This is a genomic window from Pollutimonas thiosulfatoxidans, assembly GCF_004022565.1.
GTDB lineage: Bacteria > Pseudomonadota > Gammaproteobacteria > Burkholderiales > Burkholderiaceae_B > Pusillimonas_D > Pusillimonas_D thiosulfatoxidans.
Window position 1 is genome coordinate 3,459,360 of record NZ_CP022987.1, and the last position, 21,435, is coordinate 3,480,794.

General features: G+C 59.7%; 26 protein-coding genes. 7 read left to right on the plus strand and 19 right to left on the minus strand.

Going from position 1 to position 21,435, the window contains the following annotated elements:
- Window positions 1-44: 44 nt before the first annotated feature.
- From CKA81_RS16580 to CKA81_RS16605, 6 genes are read right to left on the minus strand one after another with little or no spacing between them, the layout of a single operon-like run.
- Window positions 45-830 (minus strand): ABC transporter permease, encoded by a 786-nt coding sequence (locus tag CKA81_RS16580; protein WP_128356295.1) that lies wholly within the window; start codon window positions 828-830, stop codon window positions 45-47.
- A 7-nt stretch (window positions 831-837) separates the two neighbouring features.
- On the minus strand, window positions 838-2,043 hold the full coding sequence (locus CKA81_RS16585; RefSeq protein ID WP_128356296.1) for an ABC transporter substrate-binding protein: 1,206 nt from the start codon (window positions 2,041-2,043) through the stop codon (window positions 838-840).
- Window positions 2,044-2,051: 8 nt separating this feature from the next.
- The gene (locus tag CKA81_RS16590) at window positions 2,052-2,867 is read right to left on the minus strand and encodes an ABC transporter ATP-binding protein (RefSeq protein WP_128356297.1); all 816 of its coding nucleotides are present in this window, start codon (window positions 2,865-2,867) and stop codon (window positions 2,052-2,054) included.
- A gap of 14 nt (window positions 2,868-2,881) precedes the next feature.
- Window positions 2,882-3,043, minus strand: coding sequence for a rubredoxin (locus CKA81_RS16595; RefSeq protein WP_317135166.1), 162 nt, complete (start codon window positions 3,041-3,043; stop codon window positions 2,882-2,884).
- A gap of 2 nt (window positions 3,044-3,045) precedes the next feature.
- Entirely contained in the window at window positions 3,046-4,170 is a 1,125-nt protein-coding gene (locus CKA81_RS16600) for an acyl-CoA dehydrogenase family protein (protein WP_128356299.1), read from the minus strand.
- A gap of 11 nt (window positions 4,171-4,181) precedes the next feature.
- On the minus strand, window positions 4,182-4,724 hold the full coding sequence (locus CKA81_RS16605; protein WP_128356300.1) for a carboxymuconolactone decarboxylase family protein: 543 nt from the start codon (window positions 4,722-4,724) through the stop codon (window positions 4,182-4,184).
- A gap of 152 nt (window positions 4,725-4,876) precedes the next feature.
- Between CKA81_RS16605 and CKA81_RS16610 the strand changes: the two genes are divergently transcribed.
- Window positions 4,877-5,572, plus strand: coding sequence for an RNA polymerase sigma factor (locus CKA81_RS16610; protein ID WP_128356301.1), 696 nt, complete (start codon window positions 4,877-4,879; stop codon window positions 5,570-5,572).
- Here the strand turns inward: CKA81_RS16610 and CKA81_RS16615 are convergent, their stop codons facing one another.
- Complete coding sequence (locus CKA81_RS16615) at window positions 5,573-6,169, minus strand: DUF488 domain-containing protein (protein WP_199287554.1); 597 nt, start codon at window positions 6,167-6,169, stop codon at window positions 5,573-5,575.
- Window positions 6,170-6,351: 182 nt separating this feature from the next.
- Between CKA81_RS16615 and CKA81_RS16620 the strand changes: the two genes are divergently transcribed.
- Together CKA81_RS16620 and CKA81_RS16625 are read left to right on the plus strand one after the other, a co-directional pair.
- Window positions 6,352-6,918 carry a ferritin-like domain-containing protein gene (locus CKA81_RS16620; protein ID WP_128356916.1) on the plus strand — a complete coding sequence of 189 codons (567 nt, stop codon included), beginning with the start codon at window positions 6,352-6,354 and terminating at the stop codon, window positions 6,916-6,918.
- Window positions 6,915-7,319, plus strand: coding sequence for a c-type cytochrome (locus tag CKA81_RS16625; protein WP_128356302.1), 405 nt, complete (start codon window positions 6,915-6,917; stop codon window positions 7,317-7,319). The genes CKA81_RS16620 and CKA81_RS16625 overlap by 4 nt, the downstream gene beginning before the upstream one ends.
- 5 nt (window positions 7,320-7,324) lie before the next feature.
- Here CKA81_RS16625 and CKA81_RS16630 read toward each other — a convergent pair whose 3' ends face one another.
- From CKA81_RS16630 to CKA81_RS16650, 5 genes are all read right to left on the minus strand, one after another.
- Entirely contained in the window at window positions 7,325-8,629 is a 1,305-nt protein-coding gene (locus CKA81_RS16630; protein ID WP_128356303.1) for a DUF445 domain-containing protein, read from the minus strand.
- Window positions 8,630-8,641: 12 nt separating this feature from the next.
- Entirely contained in the window at window positions 8,642-8,959 is a 318-nt protein-coding gene (locus tag CKA81_RS16635) for a helix-turn-helix domain-containing transcriptional regulator (RefSeq protein ID WP_128356918.1), read from the minus strand.
- On the minus strand, window positions 8,940-9,290 hold the full coding sequence (locus CKA81_RS16640; RefSeq protein ID WP_128356304.1) for a type II toxin-antitoxin system RelE/ParE family toxin: 351 nt from the start codon (window positions 9,288-9,290) through the stop codon (window positions 8,940-8,942). Before CKA81_RS16640 ends, CKA81_RS16635 begins: the two co-directional genes overlap by 20 nt.
- A gap of 247 nt (window positions 9,291-9,537) precedes the next feature.
- Window positions 9,538-9,732: a hypothetical protein gene (locus tag CKA81_RS16645; RefSeq protein ID WP_128356305.1), complete on the minus strand. Its 195-nt coding sequence runs from the start codon at window positions 9,730-9,732 to the stop codon at window positions 9,538-9,540.
- Between the two features lie 271 nt (window positions 9,733-10,003).
- Window positions 10,004-11,428 (minus strand): MFS transporter, encoded by a 1,425-nt coding sequence (locus CKA81_RS16650; protein ID WP_199287555.1) that lies wholly within the window; start codon window positions 11,426-11,428, stop codon window positions 10,004-10,006.
- Between the two features lie 112 nt (window positions 11,429-11,540).
- Between CKA81_RS16650 and CKA81_RS16655 the strand changes: the two genes are divergently transcribed.
- Complete coding sequence (locus CKA81_RS16655; RefSeq protein WP_394342522.1) at window positions 11,541-12,422, plus strand: LysR family transcriptional regulator; 882 nt, start codon at window positions 11,541-11,543, stop codon at window positions 12,420-12,422.
- Here CKA81_RS16655 and CKA81_RS16660 read toward each other — a convergent pair.
- The gene (locus CKA81_RS16660) at window positions 12,399-13,415 is read right to left on the minus strand and encodes a GlxA family transcriptional regulator (RefSeq protein WP_128356307.1); all 1,017 of its coding nucleotides are present in this window, start codon (window positions 13,413-13,415) and stop codon (window positions 12,399-12,401) included. The genes CKA81_RS16655 and CKA81_RS16660 overlap by 24 nt on opposite strands.
- A gap of 40 nt (window positions 13,416-13,455) precedes the next feature.
- Between CKA81_RS16660 and CKA81_RS16665 the strand changes: the two genes are divergently transcribed.
- A complete protein-coding gene (locus tag CKA81_RS16665; protein ID WP_128356308.1) occupies window positions 13,456-14,580 on the plus strand; it encodes a DJ-1/PfpI family protein in 1,125 nt (374 codons plus the stop codon).
- A gap of 64 nt (window positions 14,581-14,644) precedes the next feature.
- On the plus strand, window positions 14,645-15,157 hold the full coding sequence (locus CKA81_RS16670) for a DUF4142 domain-containing protein (protein WP_128356309.1): 513 nt from the start codon (window positions 14,645-14,647) through the stop codon (window positions 15,155-15,157).
- Here CKA81_RS16670 and CKA81_RS16675 read toward each other — a convergent pair.
- The 6 genes from CKA81_RS16675 to CKA81_RS16700 form a co-directional block, all read right to left on the minus strand.
- Window positions 15,154-15,990 carry an EcsC family protein gene (locus tag CKA81_RS16675; RefSeq protein WP_128356310.1) on the minus strand — a complete coding sequence of 279 codons (837 nt, stop codon included), beginning with the start codon at window positions 15,988-15,990 and terminating at the stop codon, window positions 15,154-15,156. The two genes, CKA81_RS16670 and CKA81_RS16675, sit on opposite strands and share 4 nt — an antisense overlap.
- 94 nt (window positions 15,991-16,084) lie before the next feature.
- The gene (locus tag CKA81_RS16680; RefSeq protein WP_199287610.1) at window positions 16,085-16,786 is read right to left on the minus strand and encodes an ABC transporter ATP-binding protein; all 702 of its coding nucleotides are present in this window, start codon (window positions 16,784-16,786) and stop codon (window positions 16,085-16,087) included.
- Window positions 16,787-16,845: 59 nt separating this feature from the next.
- A complete protein-coding gene (locus CKA81_RS16685; RefSeq protein WP_128356312.1) occupies window positions 16,846-17,607 on the minus strand; it encodes an ABC transporter ATP-binding protein in 762 nt (253 codons plus the stop codon).
- A gap of 2 nt (window positions 17,608-17,609) precedes the next feature.
- On the minus strand, window positions 17,610-18,491 hold the full coding sequence (locus CKA81_RS16690) for a branched-chain amino acid ABC transporter permease (RefSeq protein WP_228255750.1): 882 nt from the start codon (window positions 18,489-18,491) through the stop codon (window positions 17,610-17,612).
- Between the two features lie 118 nt (window positions 18,492-18,609).
- On the minus strand, window positions 18,610-19,419 hold the full coding sequence (locus tag CKA81_RS16695) for a branched-chain amino acid ABC transporter permease (RefSeq protein WP_228255751.1): 810 nt from the start codon (window positions 19,417-19,419) through the stop codon (window positions 18,610-18,612).
- Between the two features lie 67 nt (window positions 19,420-19,486).
- Entirely contained in the window at window positions 19,487-20,641 is a 1,155-nt protein-coding gene (locus tag CKA81_RS16700; protein ID WP_128356313.1) for an ABC transporter substrate-binding protein, read from the minus strand.
- Between the two features lie 285 nt (window positions 20,642-20,926).
- Here CKA81_RS16700 and CKA81_RS16705 point away from each other — a divergent pair, with 285 nt between their 5' ends.
- Entirely contained in the window at window positions 20,927-21,415 is a 489-nt protein-coding gene (locus CKA81_RS16705) for a flavin reductase family protein (RefSeq protein WP_128356314.1), read from the plus strand.
- Window positions 21,416-21,435: the final 20 nt, after the last annotated feature.

Below are 21,435 nucleotides of genomic sequence, written 5' to 3' on the forward strand. Positions count from 1 at the left end.
GCAGTAAAAATGGGAGCTTCGGCTCCCATTTTTTTGGCATTTGGTCAGGCCTTGCTGGGGCTGCGCGACCAGTACTTGTATAGCTTTTGCGCCATGCCATCCAGCATGAAGCCCAACGCGCCAATCAGGACAATGACGGCCATCAGCTCAGAATAGGCCAGGCGATCGCGCGTATCCAGAATGAAATAGCCCAGGCCGGAACTGACGCCCAGCATTTCGCAGGGCACCAGCACGATCCAGATAATGCCGATTGCCAGGCGGACGCCGGTCAAGATATGACCCAGGATACCCGGCAGCACGATCTTGAAAAGCATCTCGCGCCGCGTGGCACTGAGGCTTTTGGCCAACATCAACCAACGGGTGTCCAGTTGCCGTACGCCCGCAGCGGTATTCAGGATGACCGGCCACACGGCGGCAAAGGTCAGCAGGAAATAGATCGGCGCATCGCCGATGCCAAAAACCATCACGGCGATGGGCATCCATGACAAGGGCGAGATCATGCGCAGGAACTGGAAGGCGCTGCTGGTGCAGTTTTCCAATGCGCGCGAACTGCCCACTGCCAGGCCTATGGGCACGCCCAGCAGCAGCGCCAGGCCCAGTCCCACCAAGACGCGTTTCAGGCTGACAATGGTATGCACGGTAAGCTGGTTCTGCACCAGCAGCTCGTAAAGGCTTTTGAACGCTTCTTGCGGCCCCAGCAAGGCGGCCATCGACATACTGCCCTGCAGCCAATGCGAGCCCACTCCCCATAATGCGACCAGCGCCAGCAGGCCGCCCAGGCCAAAGCCTATGCGGGGTCCTGGGGCAAAGAACTTGAGTGTCTTGATCATACGAGGGTCAGACAGTGATGGTTTCCTGGCGGGCAAAGGACTCAGGTAGCCCGAATGCCGACATGCCGCCCATGTCGATGATGGCTTTCTTGACGAAGCGATCGTCGACCAGGTCGCGCGCCACGAAGGCAGGATCGAGGTCTTGCAGGAATTCGTTGCGGCCGGACACCAGGGTGGTCTTCAGTTTGCGTATCAGTTCTTCCGTGTAGCTGGGGAAGGGATAGGGCTGGAAGTCGATGCGCTTTTCTTTCCAGTCGGTATTAACGATGGCACCCGACCCCTCGTAAAGGGCGGCGTCCATGCGTGCGGGCTCGAGCACTTGCGCCAGGGTTTCGTAGGTATGGGGGGTGTAACGCTGGGCATTGTCGCGTGACAGGATCTGTGCGGTCTCGCTGCGGTGTTCCTGTATCCAGGCTTGTGCCTGGACCACGCCGTTGACGACTTTTTGTGTCCACTCGGGTCGTTGTTCGAGGTCTTGCTCGTGCATCAGTACAACGCAGCATGCATGGTCTTTCCAGACGTCGCCGGTAAAGCGCAGGATCTTCCCAACCTTGAGCACTTCCGCCGAAGCATTGAAGGGCTCGGCAACGATATAACCGGACACCTGTTTGTTGGCCAACGCGGGCACCATGTCGGAAGGCGCCATCACAACCAGCTTGACTTGACGTGGTCCAGGTTCGCCGTCGCTGATGGACTCCAGCCCTTTGCTCTTGAGCAGGTGCTGCAAGACGACATTGTGCAGGGAATACCAGAACGGGATGGCGACCGTCGTGCCGCCCAGGTCTTCCAGGTCGTTGATGTCGTGATGCACGGTCAGGCCCGAGCCGGACATGTGGTTCCATGCCACCACCTTCGCCTTGGACTGGCTGCCGTAGCGCGCCCACACCGTCATGGGCGCAAGCAGGTGCACCACATTGACCTGGCCTGCCAGGAATGCCTCTACCAACTGGGCCCAACTGCGGAACAGGCGCGGCTTCTCGACGTTCAGCCCTTGCTCTTGAAAAATGCCGTTGTGGTGCGCCACCAGCAGGGGCGTTGCGTCGGTGATGGGCAAATAGCCGATACGCACCGGCGCATCGGGTTCCGCCGCGCGGGCGGCGTTATGCATCTGAAGCAGAGGCAGCGCGCCCATGGCGGTAAACAAGCCCGAGAGCTTGATGAACTGGCGGCGCGCGTCCAGCGACGGCGTGATGATGGAGCTGTTTTTTTTCATGGGTGTCCCTAGTGGTGATTGCTGCGTGTAGCCGCTTTGCGTACGTCGCGCAGCAACTGCATGATTTCGATACGTACTGCGGTAAGCGCAGGCGCCAGTGGATCGCGCGGATGCGGTTGCGTCATGCGCCACTCTCCGATCAGGCGTCCGGGGTATTCGCCGATAAGCAGCAGCCGATCCGCCAGGATCAGGGCTTCGTCAATGTCGTGGGTGACCAGGATGGCGGACGTGCCATGCCTGCTGGTGATCTGCTGCAGCAAGCTCTGCATTTCGCCGCGCGTAAGCTCGTCCAGCGCACTGAATGGCTCATCCAGCAGCAGTATTTCGGGTTGCCGCACCAGGCTGCGCGCCAGGGCCGTGCGTTGCGCCATGCCGCCGGACAGTTCCGCCGGATAGCGCTCGCTGGCGTTTTGCAGATCGACCTCGGCGATGGCATCTCGCACACGCGTCTTGCGTACGGTTTTGTCCAGTTTGGGTTGATGTTTGAAGTCCAGACCGAAGCCTACGTTCTCTTCCAGCGTAAGCCAGGGCAACAGGCCCGGGTCCTGGAACACGAAGCCCAGGCGCGGGTGCGGGCCTTGCAGCAACTCGCCCTTCACGTGTACCTGCCCGGCGTCCGGCGTTTGCAGTCCGGCCAGTACGCGCAGCAAGGAAGACTTGCCCACGCCACTGGGGCCCAGTATGGCAACGACTTCTCCCGCAGACAGTTGCAGGGAAAAGTCGCGCAAGACCGTATTGGGCGGTTGGTTGGGGCGGGCGTAGCTCAGGCGGATGTCCTGAGCGTCCAGGACGATCGATCCGTTAGGGGCTGTTTGCGTTTGCATGAAGGGGAAGCCGTCTAGTCGGGAATGGCAAAGAAATCGGCTTTGGTGACGCCGCAGTCAGGGCAGACCCAGTCGTCCGGGATATCCTCAAACCGCGTGCCGGGTGCAATACCTTCTTCAGGCATGCCTGCTGTTTCGTCGTAGATCAGCCCGCATGGGCCGCACATCCATTGCATGATCAGGCAGCCTCGGCTTGACGTTGGGCTTGCTCGATGTCGTGGATCTCTTTGCGCAAGTGCTTCAGTGCCGGTGTAACGATGGCTACGAAGACCGCTTCGCGCAGCCGCCGCTGGGCAGGATGGCGCATCAGGTATCCCTTGGCGCCAGCATGCAGGACCGCCGCGTTGGCGGCACGCAAGGTCAGTTCGGACGTTGCGGCGCGCAAGCGCAGCACATCAATCACAGCTGCCGTGCCCGCCTGCGCCTGGCCGGCCAGGGTGTCGGCCTGCTGCTGCAGTGCTTGCAGGTCCAGCGCCAGATCTTCGCCCTGATCGTCCAGGTACTGGTTAACGTGCGCCGTGACGATGTTGCTTTCTCGTATGGTTTTGAGCGAGCCTTCCACAATGCCAAAGCCCATGCCGGTCTGGCCGAGCACGAAGGCCGGTTTGATGGCGGCGATATAGCTTTTGAACTGTGCGGGGTGCGCCAGGACGTCATCGTTGGCGATGCGTACATCCTTGAAGCGTAAATTTAGCGTCTGCGTGCCTTCCAGCCCGGAAAAGTCGGGGCAGGGGTGCAGGCTTAATCCTGGTGCGCTGCCCTGGACGGCAAACATGATGTAGCCTTCGTTTTCGACGGACGCCGCCACGATGGCCAGGTGGTCGCTGCCCACATTGGAGACCCAAGGGAGTGAACCGCTGACCACATAGGCGTCGCCATCCCGATGGGCGCTCAGGTGAATTTTTTCGATGCCGGCCAGATGCTTCACGGCATTGGACATGCCGGTGCCCGACAAGAGCTCGCCGCGGGTAACGGCCTGTAGATAGCGATCGCGTACGGCCTGGTTCGGCGTATTCAAGAGATACTGCGCGCAGCTGGACTGGCACCACACCAGGAAGGCGGTGGAGCCGCATTCGCGCGCCACGGCGCTGGTGATGCCAATTTGCGTGGCCAGGCCAGTGTTCGAGCCGCCATGCTGAACGGGAATGCTGGCCCCGAAACCGCCCAGGGCGCCGAGCTTGCGCAGGTAGTCCGCGGGGTAAAGGCCGTCCTGATCGATAGCGTTGGCCAATGGGGCCAGGTCTGTTTTGGTCAGTGCCGCAACAGCGTCGATCAGCGCCTTATCGTGCTGTGCTGTAGTCATGGTGCTGCCTATCAGGCGTGAGCCTGGAGTTCCGGGTTGATGGGGGTGCGGGCCAGGCCGTTGGCATAGTTGCACAAGGTGGCCAGGCTGACGCCCAGCACGACTTCCAGCGCATTGGCTTCGGAATATCCAACATCGCGGAACTTGGCCAGGATGGCGTCGCTGACTTGCCCCTTGGTCTCGATGACCTCGGCAGTAAACCGGGCCAGCGCATTCAGCTTTGGATCGTCGATGGCGGTTGTGCTGCGCAAGGCCTGAATCACTTCTTCGGGCATTTGCAGTTTCTTGCGCGCCAGGGCGGTGTGCCCGGCTACACAGAAGCCACAATCGTTCAGAGTGGCTGCCGTAATTTGGACGACTTCGCGCTCTTCCGCAGACAAGCCCGTGCGCGCATTGATGGCGCCTACAACCTGGTAGGTTTCCAGGGCTGTGGGAGCATTGGCCAGTACGCCGATAAGGTTGGGCAGGAAGCCATTATTCTTTTGCGCCGCTGCGACGCGGTCTTGGGCCTCTGCGGGGGCGGTATCTACGGTATGGATGGTAATGCGGCTCATTGGGATAGTCCTGATGACAGTAACGTTATTGCCATTCAGTCTAACGAAGGCGTGTCTAATACGGAACGAATATGAAGGTATTAAGTTATACGGTTCCGTTATGTCGCCATCCTTCCGGGAACGCAAGCAATGCACGTTGCCTCTAATACGCCATGACTCTTACCCTAGTACCCAGCGCCGTTCCCCGTGAGGCCGATAGCGAAATCGCCCGGCATATAGCCCTGGGCGATCCCGATGCGCTCACCAAGCTGATGCGTCGCTATAACCAGCGCCTGTATCGCGTGGCCCGCAGCATCCTGCGTAACGATGCCGATGCCGAAGAAGCCGTGCAGGAAGCGTTCTTCTGCGCCTACCGGGCCATGGGACAATTTCGCGGCGAGTCGGCGCTGTCGACCTGGCTGGTGCGCATAGTGGTCAACGAATCGAATCGGCGTCTGCGCAAGATCAATCGGCTGTCCACCTGGTTGGAGTTCAACAGCGATGCACAACCCGACGACATGACGACGGACACCACCATGGATGAACAAGCCTGCAACCGGCCCGAGCCGACGTTGCTGCGCGCTCAAACGCGCCAGATACTGGAAGGCCATATAGACCGCCTGCCCGATGTGTTCCGGTCAGTCTTTGTCTTGCGTGCGGTCGAGGAGTTCAGTGTGGAAGAAACCGCAGCCTGCCTGGGGATTCCGCCAGCTACCGTACGAACCCGCTATTTCCGCGCGCGAGCCTTGTTGCGCAAGGCCCTGCGCAAGCAAATGGATGACGGCGTCAGCGATGTGTTTTCATTTGCCGGTGATCGCTGCGACCGTATCGTGGCAACCGTGTTGGCCCGGGTGAGCGCAAGCTCATAGTCAGTCGGTCGCCACATAGCGCAAGCGACCGTCTTCAACTTTGGCGGGCGACGTGTAGGGATGCTCGGTCAGGTGTTTGTCGTCCTGAATATGCAATACCTCCATGCCATGCAGCTTCAGCACATCTGATACCAGCGCGCGATGGCAGCGCCACCACAATAATTCGGCGCACATCATGGCTGTTCGTTGTGTATCGGCAAACTCCAGCAAGGCTTTTAAACCCTGCTTGAAGGTATGGCTTTCCAGGTGGTCTGCATAACCCTGGAACGAAATATTGCGCCATGCCGCATTAGGGCTGTCTTTGACAGGGCGTCGCCGCCCGCCCAGCTCGGCGATCCATAAATAGCCAAAACCGCGACTTTCCAGACTTTCTTGCAAGGCCGCCTGGCCGAACTGCGGTAGCCGCCGCGACCCTGGGTGACGGCGCACGTCGGCAATCGCCTGCACGCCATATTGCTCCAGTACAGCGACGAACTCATCCAGTGTTCGCGTGGAGTGGCCTATCGTCCAGATAGTTTTCGAGCGCGGAATAAAGTCGCCCATCCGACTTTCCACATGCAGGATATCGTCATCGCTTTCAGGTGCTGCAAGGTTCATGGCTAAGCTCCAGGTTAGCCGCTGGCGGCAAGAGGCATGCCAAGGCAAGAAGACGGGAACGCGAGCAGACCGGGCGTCCTCTAATTGGACAGTTGATCTTTATTCGATGACAGCCCGGCAACAGCGAGCGCTTTTGTTCGACCTGACGTGCTGCCTCTTTCAGGAGAAGTGCCATGTCGTTCATGAGTTTCGTCCATAACCCCCAGACGCGCGACGCACGCCGCGCCTTCCTGGGCCAGTCTGGTCTTTTGCTTTCCGGCGCTGCCGTCGCCTTGATGGCTGGCCGCGATGCCTTGGCCAAAGGTCAGGATGCGGGCGCGTCTGATGTCCGTATTCTCAATACCGCCCTTGCGGCGGAGCTGGAGGCAATAGCTGCCTACCAGGTGGGCGCTGAAAGCGGCTTGCTGCAGAAACCTGTGCTGGACCTGGCAGTGGTATTCCAGGGACACCATAAAGAGCATGCCGAACTGCTTGCCAAAACCATACAGACCTTGGGGGGTAAAGCGGTAGACGCCAAAGACAAGTACGCGTTTCCTGTTGAGACCTTGAAGTCCCAGGGGGATGTATTGCAATTTGCCGCCATGTTGGAGAAGGGAGCCGTCAGCGCTTATCTGGGCGCAGTCCCGGTCTTCGATAACCGCGACCTGTCTAAAGCGGCCGCCAGCATACTGGGCGACGAGGCCATGCACTGGGCGGTGCTGCGCCATGCGCTGGGACAAGCGCCTGTGCCTTCCGCCTTCATGGTATGAGAGGCGCGCACTGGCAGTTGCTGCTGCTGGGTGCCATCTTCAGCTGGTTCGGCGCCACGCAGTTCGCACTCGCAGCGCCTGGCGATGCCCTCCGGGGCGAGGCGGTCTATTCCCGCTGCCTCGCGTGCCATGCGCTGGCGTACGACCGCACAGGCCCGCGCCACTGTGGGCTGCTGGGCCGTCAAGCCGGCAGTGTGCCCGGTTTCTCTTACTCAGAAGCCATGAAAAATGCGCAGTTTGTCTGGACGGAAGAAACGCTGGACGACTTTCTGGCAGCGCCCATGCAGGCGGTGCCCGGCACGTCGATGGGGTATGCGGGTATTCCGGATGCACAGGAGCGCAGTGACTTGATTGCGTATTTGAAGCAGCAGGACGCGTCCGAGGTGTGTGCGGCAAAGTAGAGGAATCAGGGGTTCAACAGCAGCACGATGCCATGCAGCAGCACCCCTATCAGTCCGCCCACCAGGGTGCCGTTATAGCGGATGTACTGAAGATCGCGGCCTATGCTCAGCTCCAGTTCGTCGACCAGGTGGCGCTCGTCCCAATTCTTGACGGTGCGCGATATATGCTCGGTCACGCCGCTGCGCAAGGTCTCGGTAAGCCGCTGGGCACCTGAAAGCACGTGGTTGTTGATGGCCTCGCGCAAGGTAGGCTCCTGGGCCAGCTTGCGTCCCATTGCCAGCAGGGCTTTTTCCAGATGACGGCACAAGCGGGATTCCGGCGCGGCGAGGTCGCGCCGCAGCGCTGCATGAATCTCAGTCCATAGGTTCTGCACGTAGTCCTGCACTTGCGGGTTAGCAATAATGCGCTGCTTCAGCGCTTCCACCTGCGCCGCCACGTCGGGGTCGGTTCCCAGCCGCTCGATGTAGTCGCTTACCCATGCTTCGTAGTCGCGACGCACCGGGTGATCGGGCTGCGCCAGGATGTCGTGCAATTCGTTAACCAGCGCCCGCGCCAGTTTGTCGGCCAGCTTATCGGCCATGACATCGGTGGATGAGACCAGGCCTACCGCGCCGACAACGCGTGGCCATTCCTTACGGGCGTGCTTGAGCAGCAGGTCGGAGGCCCGCTGCTTGACCTCCTCGCTGTCCAGATAAGTCGCCAGGCGTTGTAGCGCCTGATCCAACAGACGCTGGTGCCTGCCGTCGCGGGTAAGCAGTCCAAATATGTCGCCGGCGGTGCGTCCGGCGTCCCAGCGTTGCAGGGTGGTGGTGACGAACTCCTGGATCACCTTGCGTACGGCAGACTCGTCCAGCAGATCCAGCACCTGAACGGCCACTTGTCGAGCAGCTTCGCTAAGCTGGCGCGCCTGGGCGGGTTCGCTCAGCCAGAGCCCAAGCCGGCCGGCGGGGTCGAATACTTTCAGTTTCTCCAGCAAGGTTTCGGGCTCAAGAAAGTGATCGCGTACGAAAGTCGCAAGGTTGTCGGCGATGCGTTCCTTGTTTTCCGGAATGATCGCGGTGTGGGGGATGGGCAAGCCCAGCGGGTGGCGAAATAACGCTACGACTGCGAACCAGTCGGCCAGCGCGCCGACCGTTGCCGCTTCACAGAATGCGCGCACCCATGCCCACATCCCCTGGCCGCCCATGAGGTGGCTGGTGATGAATCCGCAAATCATCGCCACCAACAGCGCGGCGGCGCCTATCTTCATGCGGCGCAAGGCGGTACGTCGGGGGTCCAGCGCGTTGGGGGGAAGGTAAGAGGGCCGCATGGAACTCGAGCTTCAAGCTACACGAGCAGGTGCTGATGGGTCCAGAGGCTGCACCGCCAATCGCAGCCCCATCGCCTTAAGAATGGCGGCCAAACTGCTCAAGGCAGGATTACCTTTAGGTGATAGGGTCCGATATAACTGCGTCGGATTGAGATGGGCTTGCTCAGCTACCGCTTGTACACCACCGAACGCCTGGGCGAGTTGGCGCAGTACTGTCAACAACTCCGCCTGGTCGCCGTCTTCGAGAATGCTGTTGATCACATCAAGGGCCAGTGTCGGGTCGTTGCGATACAACTCAGCCATGGCTTCATCATGTAGTCTGCTTGTCATCATTGTTTCTCCGTTGCCAGTCCTGCCAATAACGTACGGCTCGGTGGATATCGCCGTTCTGCCTGCCTTTATCGCCAGCGCACAGCAGCAAGACTACGCGTAGCCCGGCGTGGGCGTAATACACGCGGTAGCCCGAACCGACGTCGATTCGCAGCTCCCATACGCCATCCCGACAGAACTTATGGTCGCCAAAGTTGCCTTGCTCGATCCGGTTGATACGCCGGATAACCGCCACCTGTGCTCGACGGTCCCGGAGACAACTGAGCCAGTGGAGGTATTGATCGTTCCGCCCGTCGACCGTAAGGTAGTGTTTGATCCGATAGAGGGTCATTTTCGTTTATTAACGAAGAGTGGTCAATGAGATTAAGCTGGCGAGGCAGCTGGTCCGTTAGAGCCTTCTGAGTATGGACATCTCGCATGAACATCGCTACAGGTCTGTGCTGTTGGTGCCATATCGGTCTTGCTTCATATGCGGAGCGCGCAAGCGTTCAAAACGGTCGGTAGAAGCCATGATCAAAAAAAAATGCCCCGAGTAAGCTCGGGGCATTTTGTGGGTGGGCCTATGCCCGGCTGTTGCATTACATCCGCGTGTCATCCCAAGGGCGGCGACGCGCTTCAGCCAGTGCGGCGAAATAGCCTTGCGCACGGCGGTCGAGCTTGCGCACCACACGGGTGGCGCGTTCTACCCAGGAAGATTGCTGGCGAACACGCTGGCCGGTGTTGACCGGCAGGTTGCCGGCAGGCACCAGCTTGCCAAAAAGAGAATTAGCCATTGTTGAACTCCGCAAGTAAACGAGTGGGTGGATGCCCCATTATAGGGTAAACCCTAGTAAATAGCTAGGGTTTACCCTAGGGTTGTTGCATTACGGCACTCGGTCGGGGCTGATACACAATTTATGGGCGTCGATTAACCTCGCGATAGCGCGCATCGCGCTTCGCCCAGCGGCAGCCCGCACTCGTCCAAATAGGCGCAGTGGGTTTCCCGGTCGCTCAGCTTGTTGACCCGGTGTAGCCGGTAGGTCAGAAAATCTTCGAGGCGAGGTCCTAGTTTTTCACGGGCGACCCCATGCAGGCGCGGACAATAATGGCCGAGAGGAGCGCAATCAGTGCTGCCAATAGAAAGGCGTCCGCGTAACCTGCCGCATAGGCCAGCCGAGAATAGTCCGGCAGCACTGTTTGTTCCTGGCTTGTGGCACTGACGCCAGCCGACATCACTCCCGCCAAGCTGGCGAAGCCCAGCAGCACGCCGCTGAAGCGCGCTGTGGTGCTGATGCCTGAAGCCATGCCGGCTTTTTCGCGCGGTATGGTGGCCATGATGGCCCGTTGCGTTTCGCCGTTAAGCAGGCCGCCGCCGCTGCCCAGAACCGCCATGGCCACAACCAGCAAGGGCAGGCCGCCGGCGCTTGCCGCCCACATCATCAGCAGATTGCCCAAGGCGACTACCAGCAGGCCCAGTGTCAGGATTTTCCAGGAAGCCCAGTGCTTGCCCAAAGCACGGCCAGCGTAAGGCAGTAGCATCATGGCAACGGCAAAAGGCAGCATCCCGACACCAGCTTGCATAGCGGTCGCCCCCCGCGCGTTTTGCAGATACATGGGCAATAGCACCGCCATGACTTGCGCACTGGCCGCGTACGCGAACATGGCCAGGACCGCCGCGGCGAAAGCGCGCGATCGGAACACGGCAAGGTCCAGCATGGGGTGGACGCGTCGCCGCTCCACGATAGCAAACGCCGAAAAAACCAGGACACTGGCAAGCAGGCCTGTCATGACGTCGCTGCTTAGCCAGCCGCGCTCGGGCCCCACAATCAGGCTGCGGGTGACCAGGAACATGCCGGCGGTGAATAGCGCCATGCCGGGAAGGTCCAGCCTTCGTGGCGTGGGATCGCGGGATTCCGCTATGGTTTTAAATACGGCCAGCGCCAGCACGGCGCATATCGGCGCGTTGATAAAGAAGGCCCAGCGCCAGCCCAGCCAAGTGCCGACGGCTCCGCCTACCAATGGCGAAACGGCCATCATCAGCCCCATGATGCCACCCCAGGTGGCCCACGCGCGGATACGCGCGGATTCCTCATGGAAGGTATGTGCGATGATGGCCAACGCCGGGGCAAGCAGAAAGGCGGCGCCGGCGCCCTGTATAGCCCGCATGATGTACAGGACCGGAATATTGGGTGCAAGGCCGCAGCCCAGCGATGCCAGCATGAAAACCAGGATGCCGCCCACGAACACCCGCTTGCGGCCATAGCGATCCGCGACTGAACCTGCAGGCAGCAGCAGGGCGGCAAAGCAAAGCACGTAAGTACTGACTACCCAGGCGACATCGGCAAGCGATGCGTTCAGGTCGCCGGCTATGGTCGGCAACACGATGCCTACGACGTTGGTGTCCAGCACGGGCATGGCGCAACCTGCCGACGCGGTGAGCAGTACTGCAGTCTTGTTATAGCGGGTGGCAGGAAGTGCGAGTGTGGACATCAGTTGAACCAGAAGAAGAAGCGTAGCCTATCATTCAAGCAAAGAACAGCATTCCAGTCATTGCTATCATTTGAACCGTTAATTAGCTACAGTCTAATTAAAGGATGCTGCCTTGATCGAGCTTAGACACTTGAAGTACTTCGTTGCCGTTGCCGAGCACTTGCACTTTGCACTCGCAGCCGAAGCTTTGGGCATATCGCCGCCCACGCTCACCGTCCAGATCCAACAGCTGGAACGCCGGCTGCAGGCACGCTTGTTCGCCCGCACCAAGCGGGCGGTCAGCCTGACCGCTGCCGGCGAGGCGTTTCTGGCAGAAGCGCAACTGGCGCTGCGTCAGGTTGAGCGCACTATCAACGTGGGCCAGTTGGCAGGACGCGGGCAACTCGGACGTATCGAAATCGGCTATGTGGGCTCGGCGGCGTACTCGGGAGTATTACAGCAGCAGCTACGGCTGTTCAGGCGGGCGTTTCCGCAGGTGTTGGTTACGGTAAGAGAGCAGCCCATGGCACGCTTGCCCGAGCTCTTGAAGGACGGGCAAGTCGACATCGCTTTCGTGCGCCTGCCTATCGTGTTGGATCGTTCACTGCGCTCGCAAGTGGTCCTGCGCGACCGCTATTGCGTAGCCCTGCCGGCCGAGCACAGGCTTGCTTCGGCATCAGGGCCGGTCAAGTCGCGCGAGCTGGCGACTGAAACCTTTATCGTTCCGGAGCAAGACAGCGGCACCAAAGAGGTCAGCCGACGCGGGCGCTTTGCCTTGGATGCGCCCAGCAGGCCAGGCAGCTTGCTGCAAGTGCTTACGGAGGTTTCGTTCGGCGCGGGCGTTGCCATTGTGCCGGACATTCTGCAAGGCGCGTTGGATATGCCTAATGTGGTCTTCAAGCCGTTGGCGGGCGAACCGATCAACTCGGAGGTGGCTGCTGTCTATCGCGGTTTCGAACGATCGCCCGTGGTCAAGAACCTGATCGAGCAGCTACTGCGCACTTCCATCGCTTAGGCCGTCGCTGTTACGAAAGGCGGTGGGGGGTACTCCGTGCCGTCGCATGAATGCGCGTTGCAGTGCATCGACCGAACCAAAGCCACTGCGCTCAGCAACGCGCTGCTGGGGCCATCGCGTCTGACGCAGGAGTTGTTCAGCGATGGCTACGCGCGTCTGTTCGACGAAACGTGCTGGTGTACAGCCTATCTCGGCTGAAAAGGCCCGCGCAAAGTGTCGGGGGCTCATCATGGCGAGTCGCGCAAGCGTTTGTACGGACAGGTCGTCCTGCGGGTGCATGCTGATCCACGCCACCAGCTCGCGCAGACGGTGGCTGGCCGGTCCTTGGGCCTGTAGCGCTGGGCTTAGCTGGGGTTGACTGGCGCCACGCAACATGGGCAGTGCCAGTGTGCGGGCAATCGCCATCGCCGCCTCATGCCCCAAGTCGTCTTCCACCAGGGCCAAGGCCAATTCGATGCCGGTCGTCACCCCGGCCGATGTCCATACCGGGCCATCGTGTACGTAGATCCGCTCACGTTGCACGCGGACCTGAGGCCGCAGCGCCTGGAGCATTTCGCAGACCCGCCAATGTGTGGTTGCTTCGCGGCCATCCAGCAAGCCTGCCGCAGCCAATGCGAATGCGCCGCTGCACACGCTCGCCATCCGCCGGGTTTGCGGCGCTACGTGGACCAGCCAGCGGCCGATATGCCCTTGCGCGATGACGGCGCGGACGGCCGGCTCGTCTCCACCGGCGACGATCAGCGTATCGATGGCCGTAGGTAGTTCGTCGAGCGGCTTGGTGGCGGCGAAGGTGACGCCGCTGTTTGTAGTGACTGTGCCGCCGTCAGGAGATGCCAGTTGCAGCACATAGCTGCCCGGTTGCAGTTCCTCCGCTTTGCTGAACACGCTGGCCGGCCCGGCCACGTCGATGACCTCGACGCCGTCGAACGCGATCAGAACAATTGTTCTGGCAGAAACTGCGGCTTCTTCGTCGTTGTGGGTGGAGGCGTGCATGAATAGACTGAAGTCCTTGATGTTCTGAACGGGCGCGGCAATGTTTTCATCAATATCAGGCAGGTTGGCAGCACTAAGTATTGCAGTATTTTTCCTCGCGGGCTATGGCGTAGCGGCCTCTTTTGCGGCTACGGGCAATGACGGCGCCGACGCCGCCAAGCACAAGCAAGCCTTCATCGAGGCCATGGCGCCGCAAGGCACACAACGCCAGGTAATTGCTATCGTGGCCCTAAACCAGGGTACCGAAATGACCGACCTGCTAGTGCCTCATGCGGTCCTCAAGCGCGCCGATATTGCAGACATACAGATGGTGGCTCCTCGCCGCGGGCCGGTCACCCTATACCCAGCATTGCAGGTCCAGGCTACGCAGGACTTCGCAGGCTTCGACCAGTTGCACCCGCAAGGTGCCGACTACGTGATCGTGCCGGCCATGGAGCCCGACAACGATCCCGCGGTCATGGCCTGGCTGCAACGGCAGGCTCAATGGGGGGCGCGCATCATCGCCGTTTGTTCCGGAGCACGGGTCGCGGGGCAGGCCGGACTATTGGACGGCCGCCGCTTTGCCGGCCATTGGTACGACCGCAGCACCTTGCAGGAGCGCCACCCCGGTGCCGTCCACGTGCCTGATCGGCGCTACCTTGCAGACCGCGGCGTTGCCACTACGACCGGCATCACGGCTTCGGTGCCCACCATGCTCGCCTTGGTAGCGGCTCTGGGCGGACCCGACAAGGCGGCTCGCCTGGCAGAGGAATTAGGCGTGGAATACTGGGGGCCTGCTCACGACAGCGACGCCTTTGGTGTGAATTTCTCGCGTGGCTTTGAATACGCTCTGAACAAGGCGGCATTCTGGCGCGACCGGGAGAGTGCCATCGACGTAAGCGATGGCATGGACGACATCGCACTGGCCCTGGCTGCCGATGCTTGGTCACGCACCGGCCATGTACGGGTCGTTGCCGCGTCGCCATCCGGGCCAGTCACCCTGCGCAGCGGCCTGATATTGGATGCTCGACCTGGCGATCACGATATGCCGCGATTGCCGCTGGCGAAGAACATCAAGCCGGTACGGCAGTTGGACGCCGCCTTGTCGGAAATCGCGGCCCGCTACGGCGATGCCCGTCGGGACTGGGTGATGCAGGAAATGGAATACTCGGGCGCTATCCGTTAGTAGAAAGCGGGCAAGGCGCTTGCTGGCCAGTCTCGGATGTTAGCGTAACCTTAAGGAGCCAGCCATGAGATATATAGCGTTTTTTGTCTTGGCGCTGTTGCTTGCTGCGCCGGCCGCAGTCAGTGCACAAGACAGCGCGCTGGCGGACGAAGATACACGCTTCCTGCAAGAGGCTGCGGTGTCCGGCATTTTCGAGATGCAGGCCAGCCAAATGGCTTTGCAAAGCGCCAGTCAGGAACAAATCAAGGAGTTCGCGCGGCAGATTTTGATAGAACACGAGGCTATTGACGCGGATCTGAAGCGCCTCGCATCCCAGCACAATGTTGTACTACAAGTCGCGATGGATGGGGATAGACAAGGTTTGCTGGCAGAGCTGCAGCAAGTGACAGGCGCCGATTTTGATAAGAAATATACCGAACTCGTAGCGGTTGGAGAGCACGAAAAGGCTGTGGCCCTGTTCACCGAAACGGCCCAGCAATCCGAACGCGACGATGTGAAGGAATTCGCCGCAAGTACCGTCCCCGTGCTGCAACAGCATCTGGATGCTGCCCGGAAACTGAAGGGCGCCGCCAACTAAGCCCGGGCAATAGCCTGATAAGCCGCTTTGATCTGTTCAGGTCCGTACTTCTCTTCCAGCCGCATCACAGTGAAGTGGCCACGCGCCATGTCCTGGTAGAAGTCGGTAAAAAGCGCGTTCACCGCGGCCCCGCTGACGGCACCAATAATCGGCACGGCCTGGGCGGCGAATTTGTTCGTAATCACGACGCCAAAGCGCGAGGCCACGGTTTCGATCAGCGCAGCCAGCCAGACGGCGGCCTGTTGCGGAGCCATCGAGAAACCGCGACCGGCTGCGGCTGTAGCCTGCTTGGCCGCGATATCGGCCAAAGGCTTGGACAAGTGCGTCACCACGCTGGCCGTAAAGCTGCGGGTCACGTAATAGCCGGTGTCTGTGCCGTCGTCGCCTTCAGTGTTGCCGCCCAGCGCAAAGACTTCAATGCAGGCGCGTTTCACGGCAAAATCCTGAAGATCGAAGCCTTCGCTGCGTGCCACGTCAGCCACTGCGCGCATCATGATGGTCGTCGATATGGGTAATTCGATAAACAGCGCTGAGAAGCCGAAGACACCGCCGACTGCGCCCGAGCCCGCGGCGTAAAGCTTATGCAGCTTGGTGGACGCATGCTGGCTGGGCTTGTTCTGCAGGCTCCACAAGGCGGCATTGGCGGACTTGTGCAGAGCAACTTCGACGGCGCCATGCAGCTTGCGCGATACCGCGCCTGGCAGCTTGGCAACCAGGCTTTCTATGGGCGAGCCAATCAGGTTGGACAGTTTCGCGGTAATGGAAGGGGCTTCGAGCAGCGCAACCGCCATTTCAAGATCGCGATAATCCTGTTCGCTATCATTGATGTTCATGGGTTCAGGGTAAGCAATAGAGCGGATTGCTCGCCCATCAGTCTACGTCAATACCTAACCCAGCATGTAGCGCTTCGTAAAAAAACGTCGGCCCCTACATGCCCAGATAAGCCGCGCGCACGCTTTCATTCTCTTTCAGATCCTGGCCCGTGCCGGTCAGAGTGATCTGGCCGATCTCGAGCACGTAGGCGCGATCGGAAATTCCCAAAGCGCCGAATGCGTTCTGTTCTACCAGCAGTATGGTCATGCCTTTGGATTTGAGCATGCGGATGACGTTGAAGATTTCCTCGACCAGCAAAGGCGCCAGGCCCATGGAGGGCTCATCCAGCAACAGCAACTTGGGCCTGCCCATCAAGGCGCGGCCGATAGCCAGCATTTGCTGCTGGCCGCCCGATAGCGAACCAGCTGGAAGGTGCCGCTTGGTATGGAGGATGGGAAACATCCCGTAGATATCATCAATGTCAGCGGCGATCTCCTGGTCCTTGCGTGTGTAGGCACCCAGCCGTAAGTTGTCTTCAATCGAAAGCGGGCCAAATACCATCCGGCCTTCCGGGCTCTGACATATGCCGCGCGCGACGCGTTGATCTGCCCGAAGCCGGCTGATGTCTTTGCCGTCGAACTCTATCTTGCCTGCGCTCATGGGCTGGACGCCGGACAGCGTGCGCAAGAAGGTGGTCTTGCCGGCGCCGTTAGCGCCTATCAGTGCCACGGTTTCGCCGCGTGCGATTTCCAGGCTGATGCCCTTCAGGGCCTTGATGCGGCCGTATGCGCTCTCCATGCCGCTGACTTTCAGCAAAATGTCTTGTGCAGGCTGGGCGCTGATGCCGCCTGCCGGCGTTGTGTCGAGTGTTGCGCTCATGCGTCGGCTCCGAGGTATGCGGCGATGACTTCCGGGTTGGCGCGGACTTCCTCCGGCGTACCTTCTATGAGCGTCTTGCCATAGTCCATCACCAGGATGCGATCCGATAACTTCATGACCATCTTCATGTCGTGCTCGACCAGCACGACGGTAATGCCGGACTCCGATATATGACGGATCAGGTCTGCTACATCGTCGGTTTCGCGCGGGTTCAAGCCGGCCGCAGGCTCGTCAAGAAAGATCAACTTGGGCTTCAGGGCAAGGGCTCTTGCGATTTCAAGGCGTTTCAACATCCCGTAGGCCAGGCTGTCGGACTGGGCCTTGACCTGATCCTTCAGGCCCACGAAAGCCATCAGCTCGGCCGCTTCGTCGGCCAGTTCGCGGTCCCGACTAACCAGCGACGGCAGTCTGAGTGCCGCCTTCAAGGGATTGCGGTCCAGCCGCAGATGGGCGCCCACCATTACGTTTTCCAGCGCCGACATGTTCATGCATATCTGCAAGTTCTGGAATGTCCGCGCTATGCCGAGCGCGGCCAATGCCGATGTTGGGGTGCCCACGATCTCTGCGCCATCCAGGCGTATGCTGCCTGTATCGGGTGTGTAGATACCCGTGATGAGATTGAACAGAGTCGTCTTGCCGGCACCGTTGGGGCCGATTACCGAAAATATGACGCCGGCCGGGACGCTGAACTGCACGTCTTGCACGGCATGCACACCGCCGAACGATTTACTCAAATTGGATATCTGCAGCAAGGGCATGTTCAGCCTTCCTTCCTGAAGCGAGCGGCCAGCGTAGGCACCAAACCTCTTGGCACAAAGATCATGCAGCCCACAAGGATCACGCCGTAGACAACGGTTTCCCATCCTTCGAAACTGGCCAGTGCCTGCGGCAATGCGGTAAGCAATACTGCACCGATGACCGAGCCATAGATCGACGCCACCCCGCCAACGACCACCATGGTGAGCAGCTCGATAGAGTGCGGGAAGTCGGCTACGTTGGGCGTGATGAAACCGATGTAATGCGCCGTGATACTGCCCATGATGCTGGCGAAGAGCGCCGACACGATAAAGATAACGATCTTGTAGCGTTCTACATTGACACCGGCCACACTGGCAGCGACCTCTGATCCGTGCAAGGCACGCAGCGCCCGCCCGAAGGGCGAGTTGATCAGGTTTAGCGACGCCCAGATGCTGATGCACAGCAGCATGGCGACTATCCAATACCAGTGTTGATCGCCAGAGATCTCGAAGTTGAAGATCTCCATTGGCATCACCGGCATGCCGTCCGGCCCGCCGGTATATTGCGATTCGTTGCGCAAGACGATGTTGATGATGATGCCCAGGCCCAGCGTCGCCATGGCCAGATAGTGGCCCTTTAGCTTGAAAATGGGACGGGCAACCAGCCCGGCCAATAGCCCCGTAGCCAGTGCGCCCGCGATCATGGCGGCAAACGGCGACCATCCAAAATGGTAGGGCAGGATGGCCGAGGCGAAGGCCCCCATCCCGACGAAGCCGGCATGCCCCAGACTGATCTGCCCGGCAAAGCCGATCAGCAGGTTCAGTCCTATGACGATGGTTGCGTTGATGGCCATGCGTATGATCAAGTCTGTGTAGTAGCTGTTGGGCAGTACGAGTGGCAGCAATATCAATGCTGCGGCTACTAAATAGAGCCCTATATAATTTTTGTTTCGCACGTTTATACCCTGTCCGTTACCTTGCTACCCAACAGGCCGCGGGGCATGAAGAAAAGAATAAAAAGAATCAGGACGAACGGAATGGCGTCCTTGTAGGCCGACGAAAGATAGCCGGCGGCAGTCGCCTCGATGAGACCGACCAAAAGCCCCCGATGACGGCGCCCGGAAAGCTTCCCAATCCGCCAAGGACGGCTGCCACGAAGCCTTTCAGGCCCAACATGATGCCGACGTCAAAGCTGGTCAATGTGATGGGGGTCACGAGGATGCCGCCTATCGCGCCCAAGGCTGATGCCAGCGCGAAACTCATGAACAGCACCCAGTTGGTGTTGATACCCACTAGCTCAGCGGCCACGCGGTTGTACGAGGTGGCCAGCATGGCTTTGCCGGCCATGGTGCGAGTGAAAAAATACCACAGCAGCAATACGGCAATCGCCGTTCCGCCCAGCACCCATAAGCTTTGCGGCGTCAGCGTCGCGCCCAGAATATCGATAGGCGCGTCGCCCGAAAATGCAGGCAACGTATGCGTGCCCTTGCCCAGGGTTACCTGCACCAGCCCCCGGATGATCAAGGACACGCCCAGCGTGATGATGATCAGAGTGATCGTTTCCGCGCCCTTTACGGGCTCGATGGTGAGTTTTTCCACCAGCACCCCGATGGCGGCCGGCAGGAGGACGGCCAGGACGACCGCGGCTGGCATCGGGAAGCCCTGGTATGTGAAATAGACCGCCAACATGCCGCCCAGCATGACAAATTCGCCTTGGGCAAAGTTGATCACGCCGCTGGCGTTGTAGATCAGTGCGAAACCGAGAGCCACCAGCGCGTAGATGGCGCCAACCGTGAGACCTGAGAACGCAAATTGCAGAAACGTTGCTAGCATCGAAAGAAACCCATGATTGGCATTATCGTCACAGCTAAAGCTGCCCTATGAAGTGGCGCGGTTACGATTATTGAGCTTCAACCCACTTGCCATCTTTCACGACAAGCATGCGCAGCGACTCGACGGACAAGCCCATGTGGTCGGTGGGCGACATATTGACTTCGCCGCCGGTCCCGATATAACCCTTGGTGGACTCGATGGCATCGCGCACCTTGGCCTTGTCAGTCGTGCCGACACGCTTGATGGCTTCAATGACGATAAAGAAGTTGTCGTGGGCTTGACCGCCAAACATCGACACGTCTTCCTTGAAGCGCTCGCGGTATGCCGCGACATAGTCAGTGACGACAGGCTTTTGAGGATCGTTGTCGGCAAGCGTTGCTGCGATCATCAAAGGCGGCGCCAGTGCGTAGGCGCCTTCTGCTGCCGCGCCGGCCAGGGCGATGAATTCGTCAGAACCGACACCATGCGCATGGTATAGCGGCAGATCCAGCCCCAATTGACGATAGTTCTTGGTCACGATCGCCGGCCCTTGGCCGAAACCAAAAACGAACACTGCTTGTACGTCGGCGTTGTTCTTGATCTTCGTCAGTTGCGGGCTGATGTCAGTGTCCTTGGGGCCGTAGGTTTCCTTGATGACGAACGTTATGCCGTACTTCTCGGCAACTTCCTCGGATTGCTTCTTGCCCGACTGTCCGAAACCGCTGGTCTCGGAAAGCAATGCGATCTTGCTAATGCCGCGTTTCTGCATATCCAGAAAGACCCGCTCTGCGGCTATCCGGTCTGTCGTCGATGCCTTGAACACCCATTTCTTTACTGGTTCTACGACAACGACTGCGCCGGCCAGGGACATGAACGGGATTTCGGCTTTTTGTACCAAAGGCACCATGGACATCGTCGATCCGGTGGTCGTGCCGCCCACAATGAAGTCCACTTTATCGTCTTCGATCAGGCGCTTGGCAAAGGCGTTGGCTTTGGATGCATCGCTGCCGTCGTCGTAGTGGACCAGTTGCAGTTGCCGCCCTAATACGCCGCCGCTTTTGTTGAGTTCTTCAACATACATCTGCAGTGTCTTGAGTTCCGGTGTGCCCAGATACGCCGCGGCGCCAGTCACTGAAAGAATGCTGCCCACTTTGATTGGCGCTTTGGTTTCCGTCGCTAACGCGGCGCTGACGATACCGACGCCGAGCAAGCAGCTCGACAGCAGTTTGGTAAGTCGTTTCATTGTTCTCTCCGGGGTAGTAGTGTGCTTGCGAATAGGAATAGGTATCGGCACGCGACAACTATATTTGTCAGCTAGTCCTCGAGTCTGTATCTCCATATACCTTTTCGGGCCCACGCCACCTAGGGTTAATACCTGTGTGGGCGGGCAGTGTAGCCAATTGCCGGTAAGGGCGGCCGCGTGGATTCATGGTTATCGAAATTGGGGCCGCAACGGTATATCGGTATACAGACCGGGTCGGTGGTCGAGACATAGAATTTCTCCATCTCAACGATCCAGGAGCGAATCATGGCTTCTATACAAACGCGGTTTCGGCAGTTGATGGGGCGTTTCGTGACGGGCATTACCGTCATTGCCGTTCAATCCGACGACGAACCCATTTCCGCCATGACGGCAAATGCGGTAAGCGCCGTCAGTCTGAATCCCTTGCTATTGCTTTGCTGCATTCGCAATGAAAGCCGGATGTTGCACGCCGTGCTGGCCCGGGGCCGTTTCTCGGTCAATGTGCTCAGCGCCGGGCAGGGCGACATCTCGAGGCATTACGGGGGACAGCGCCTGGAAGAAACGCCCGCCGTATGGCTGCGCGACGAATCGGGTACGCCGATATTGGAAGGGGCGAATGCTTCGTTTGTGTGCCGCGTCGATTCGCATTGTCTCGCTGGCGACCATACCGTGATCTTCGGCGCGGTCGAAGACATGCAGGCTGCCGAGCAGCCGGCTCCCGCCTTGGTCTATGCCGGGGGGCGCTATCGCGACCTGGCACTGGCGGCCTCTTGAACACCATTCAGACAAAGGAA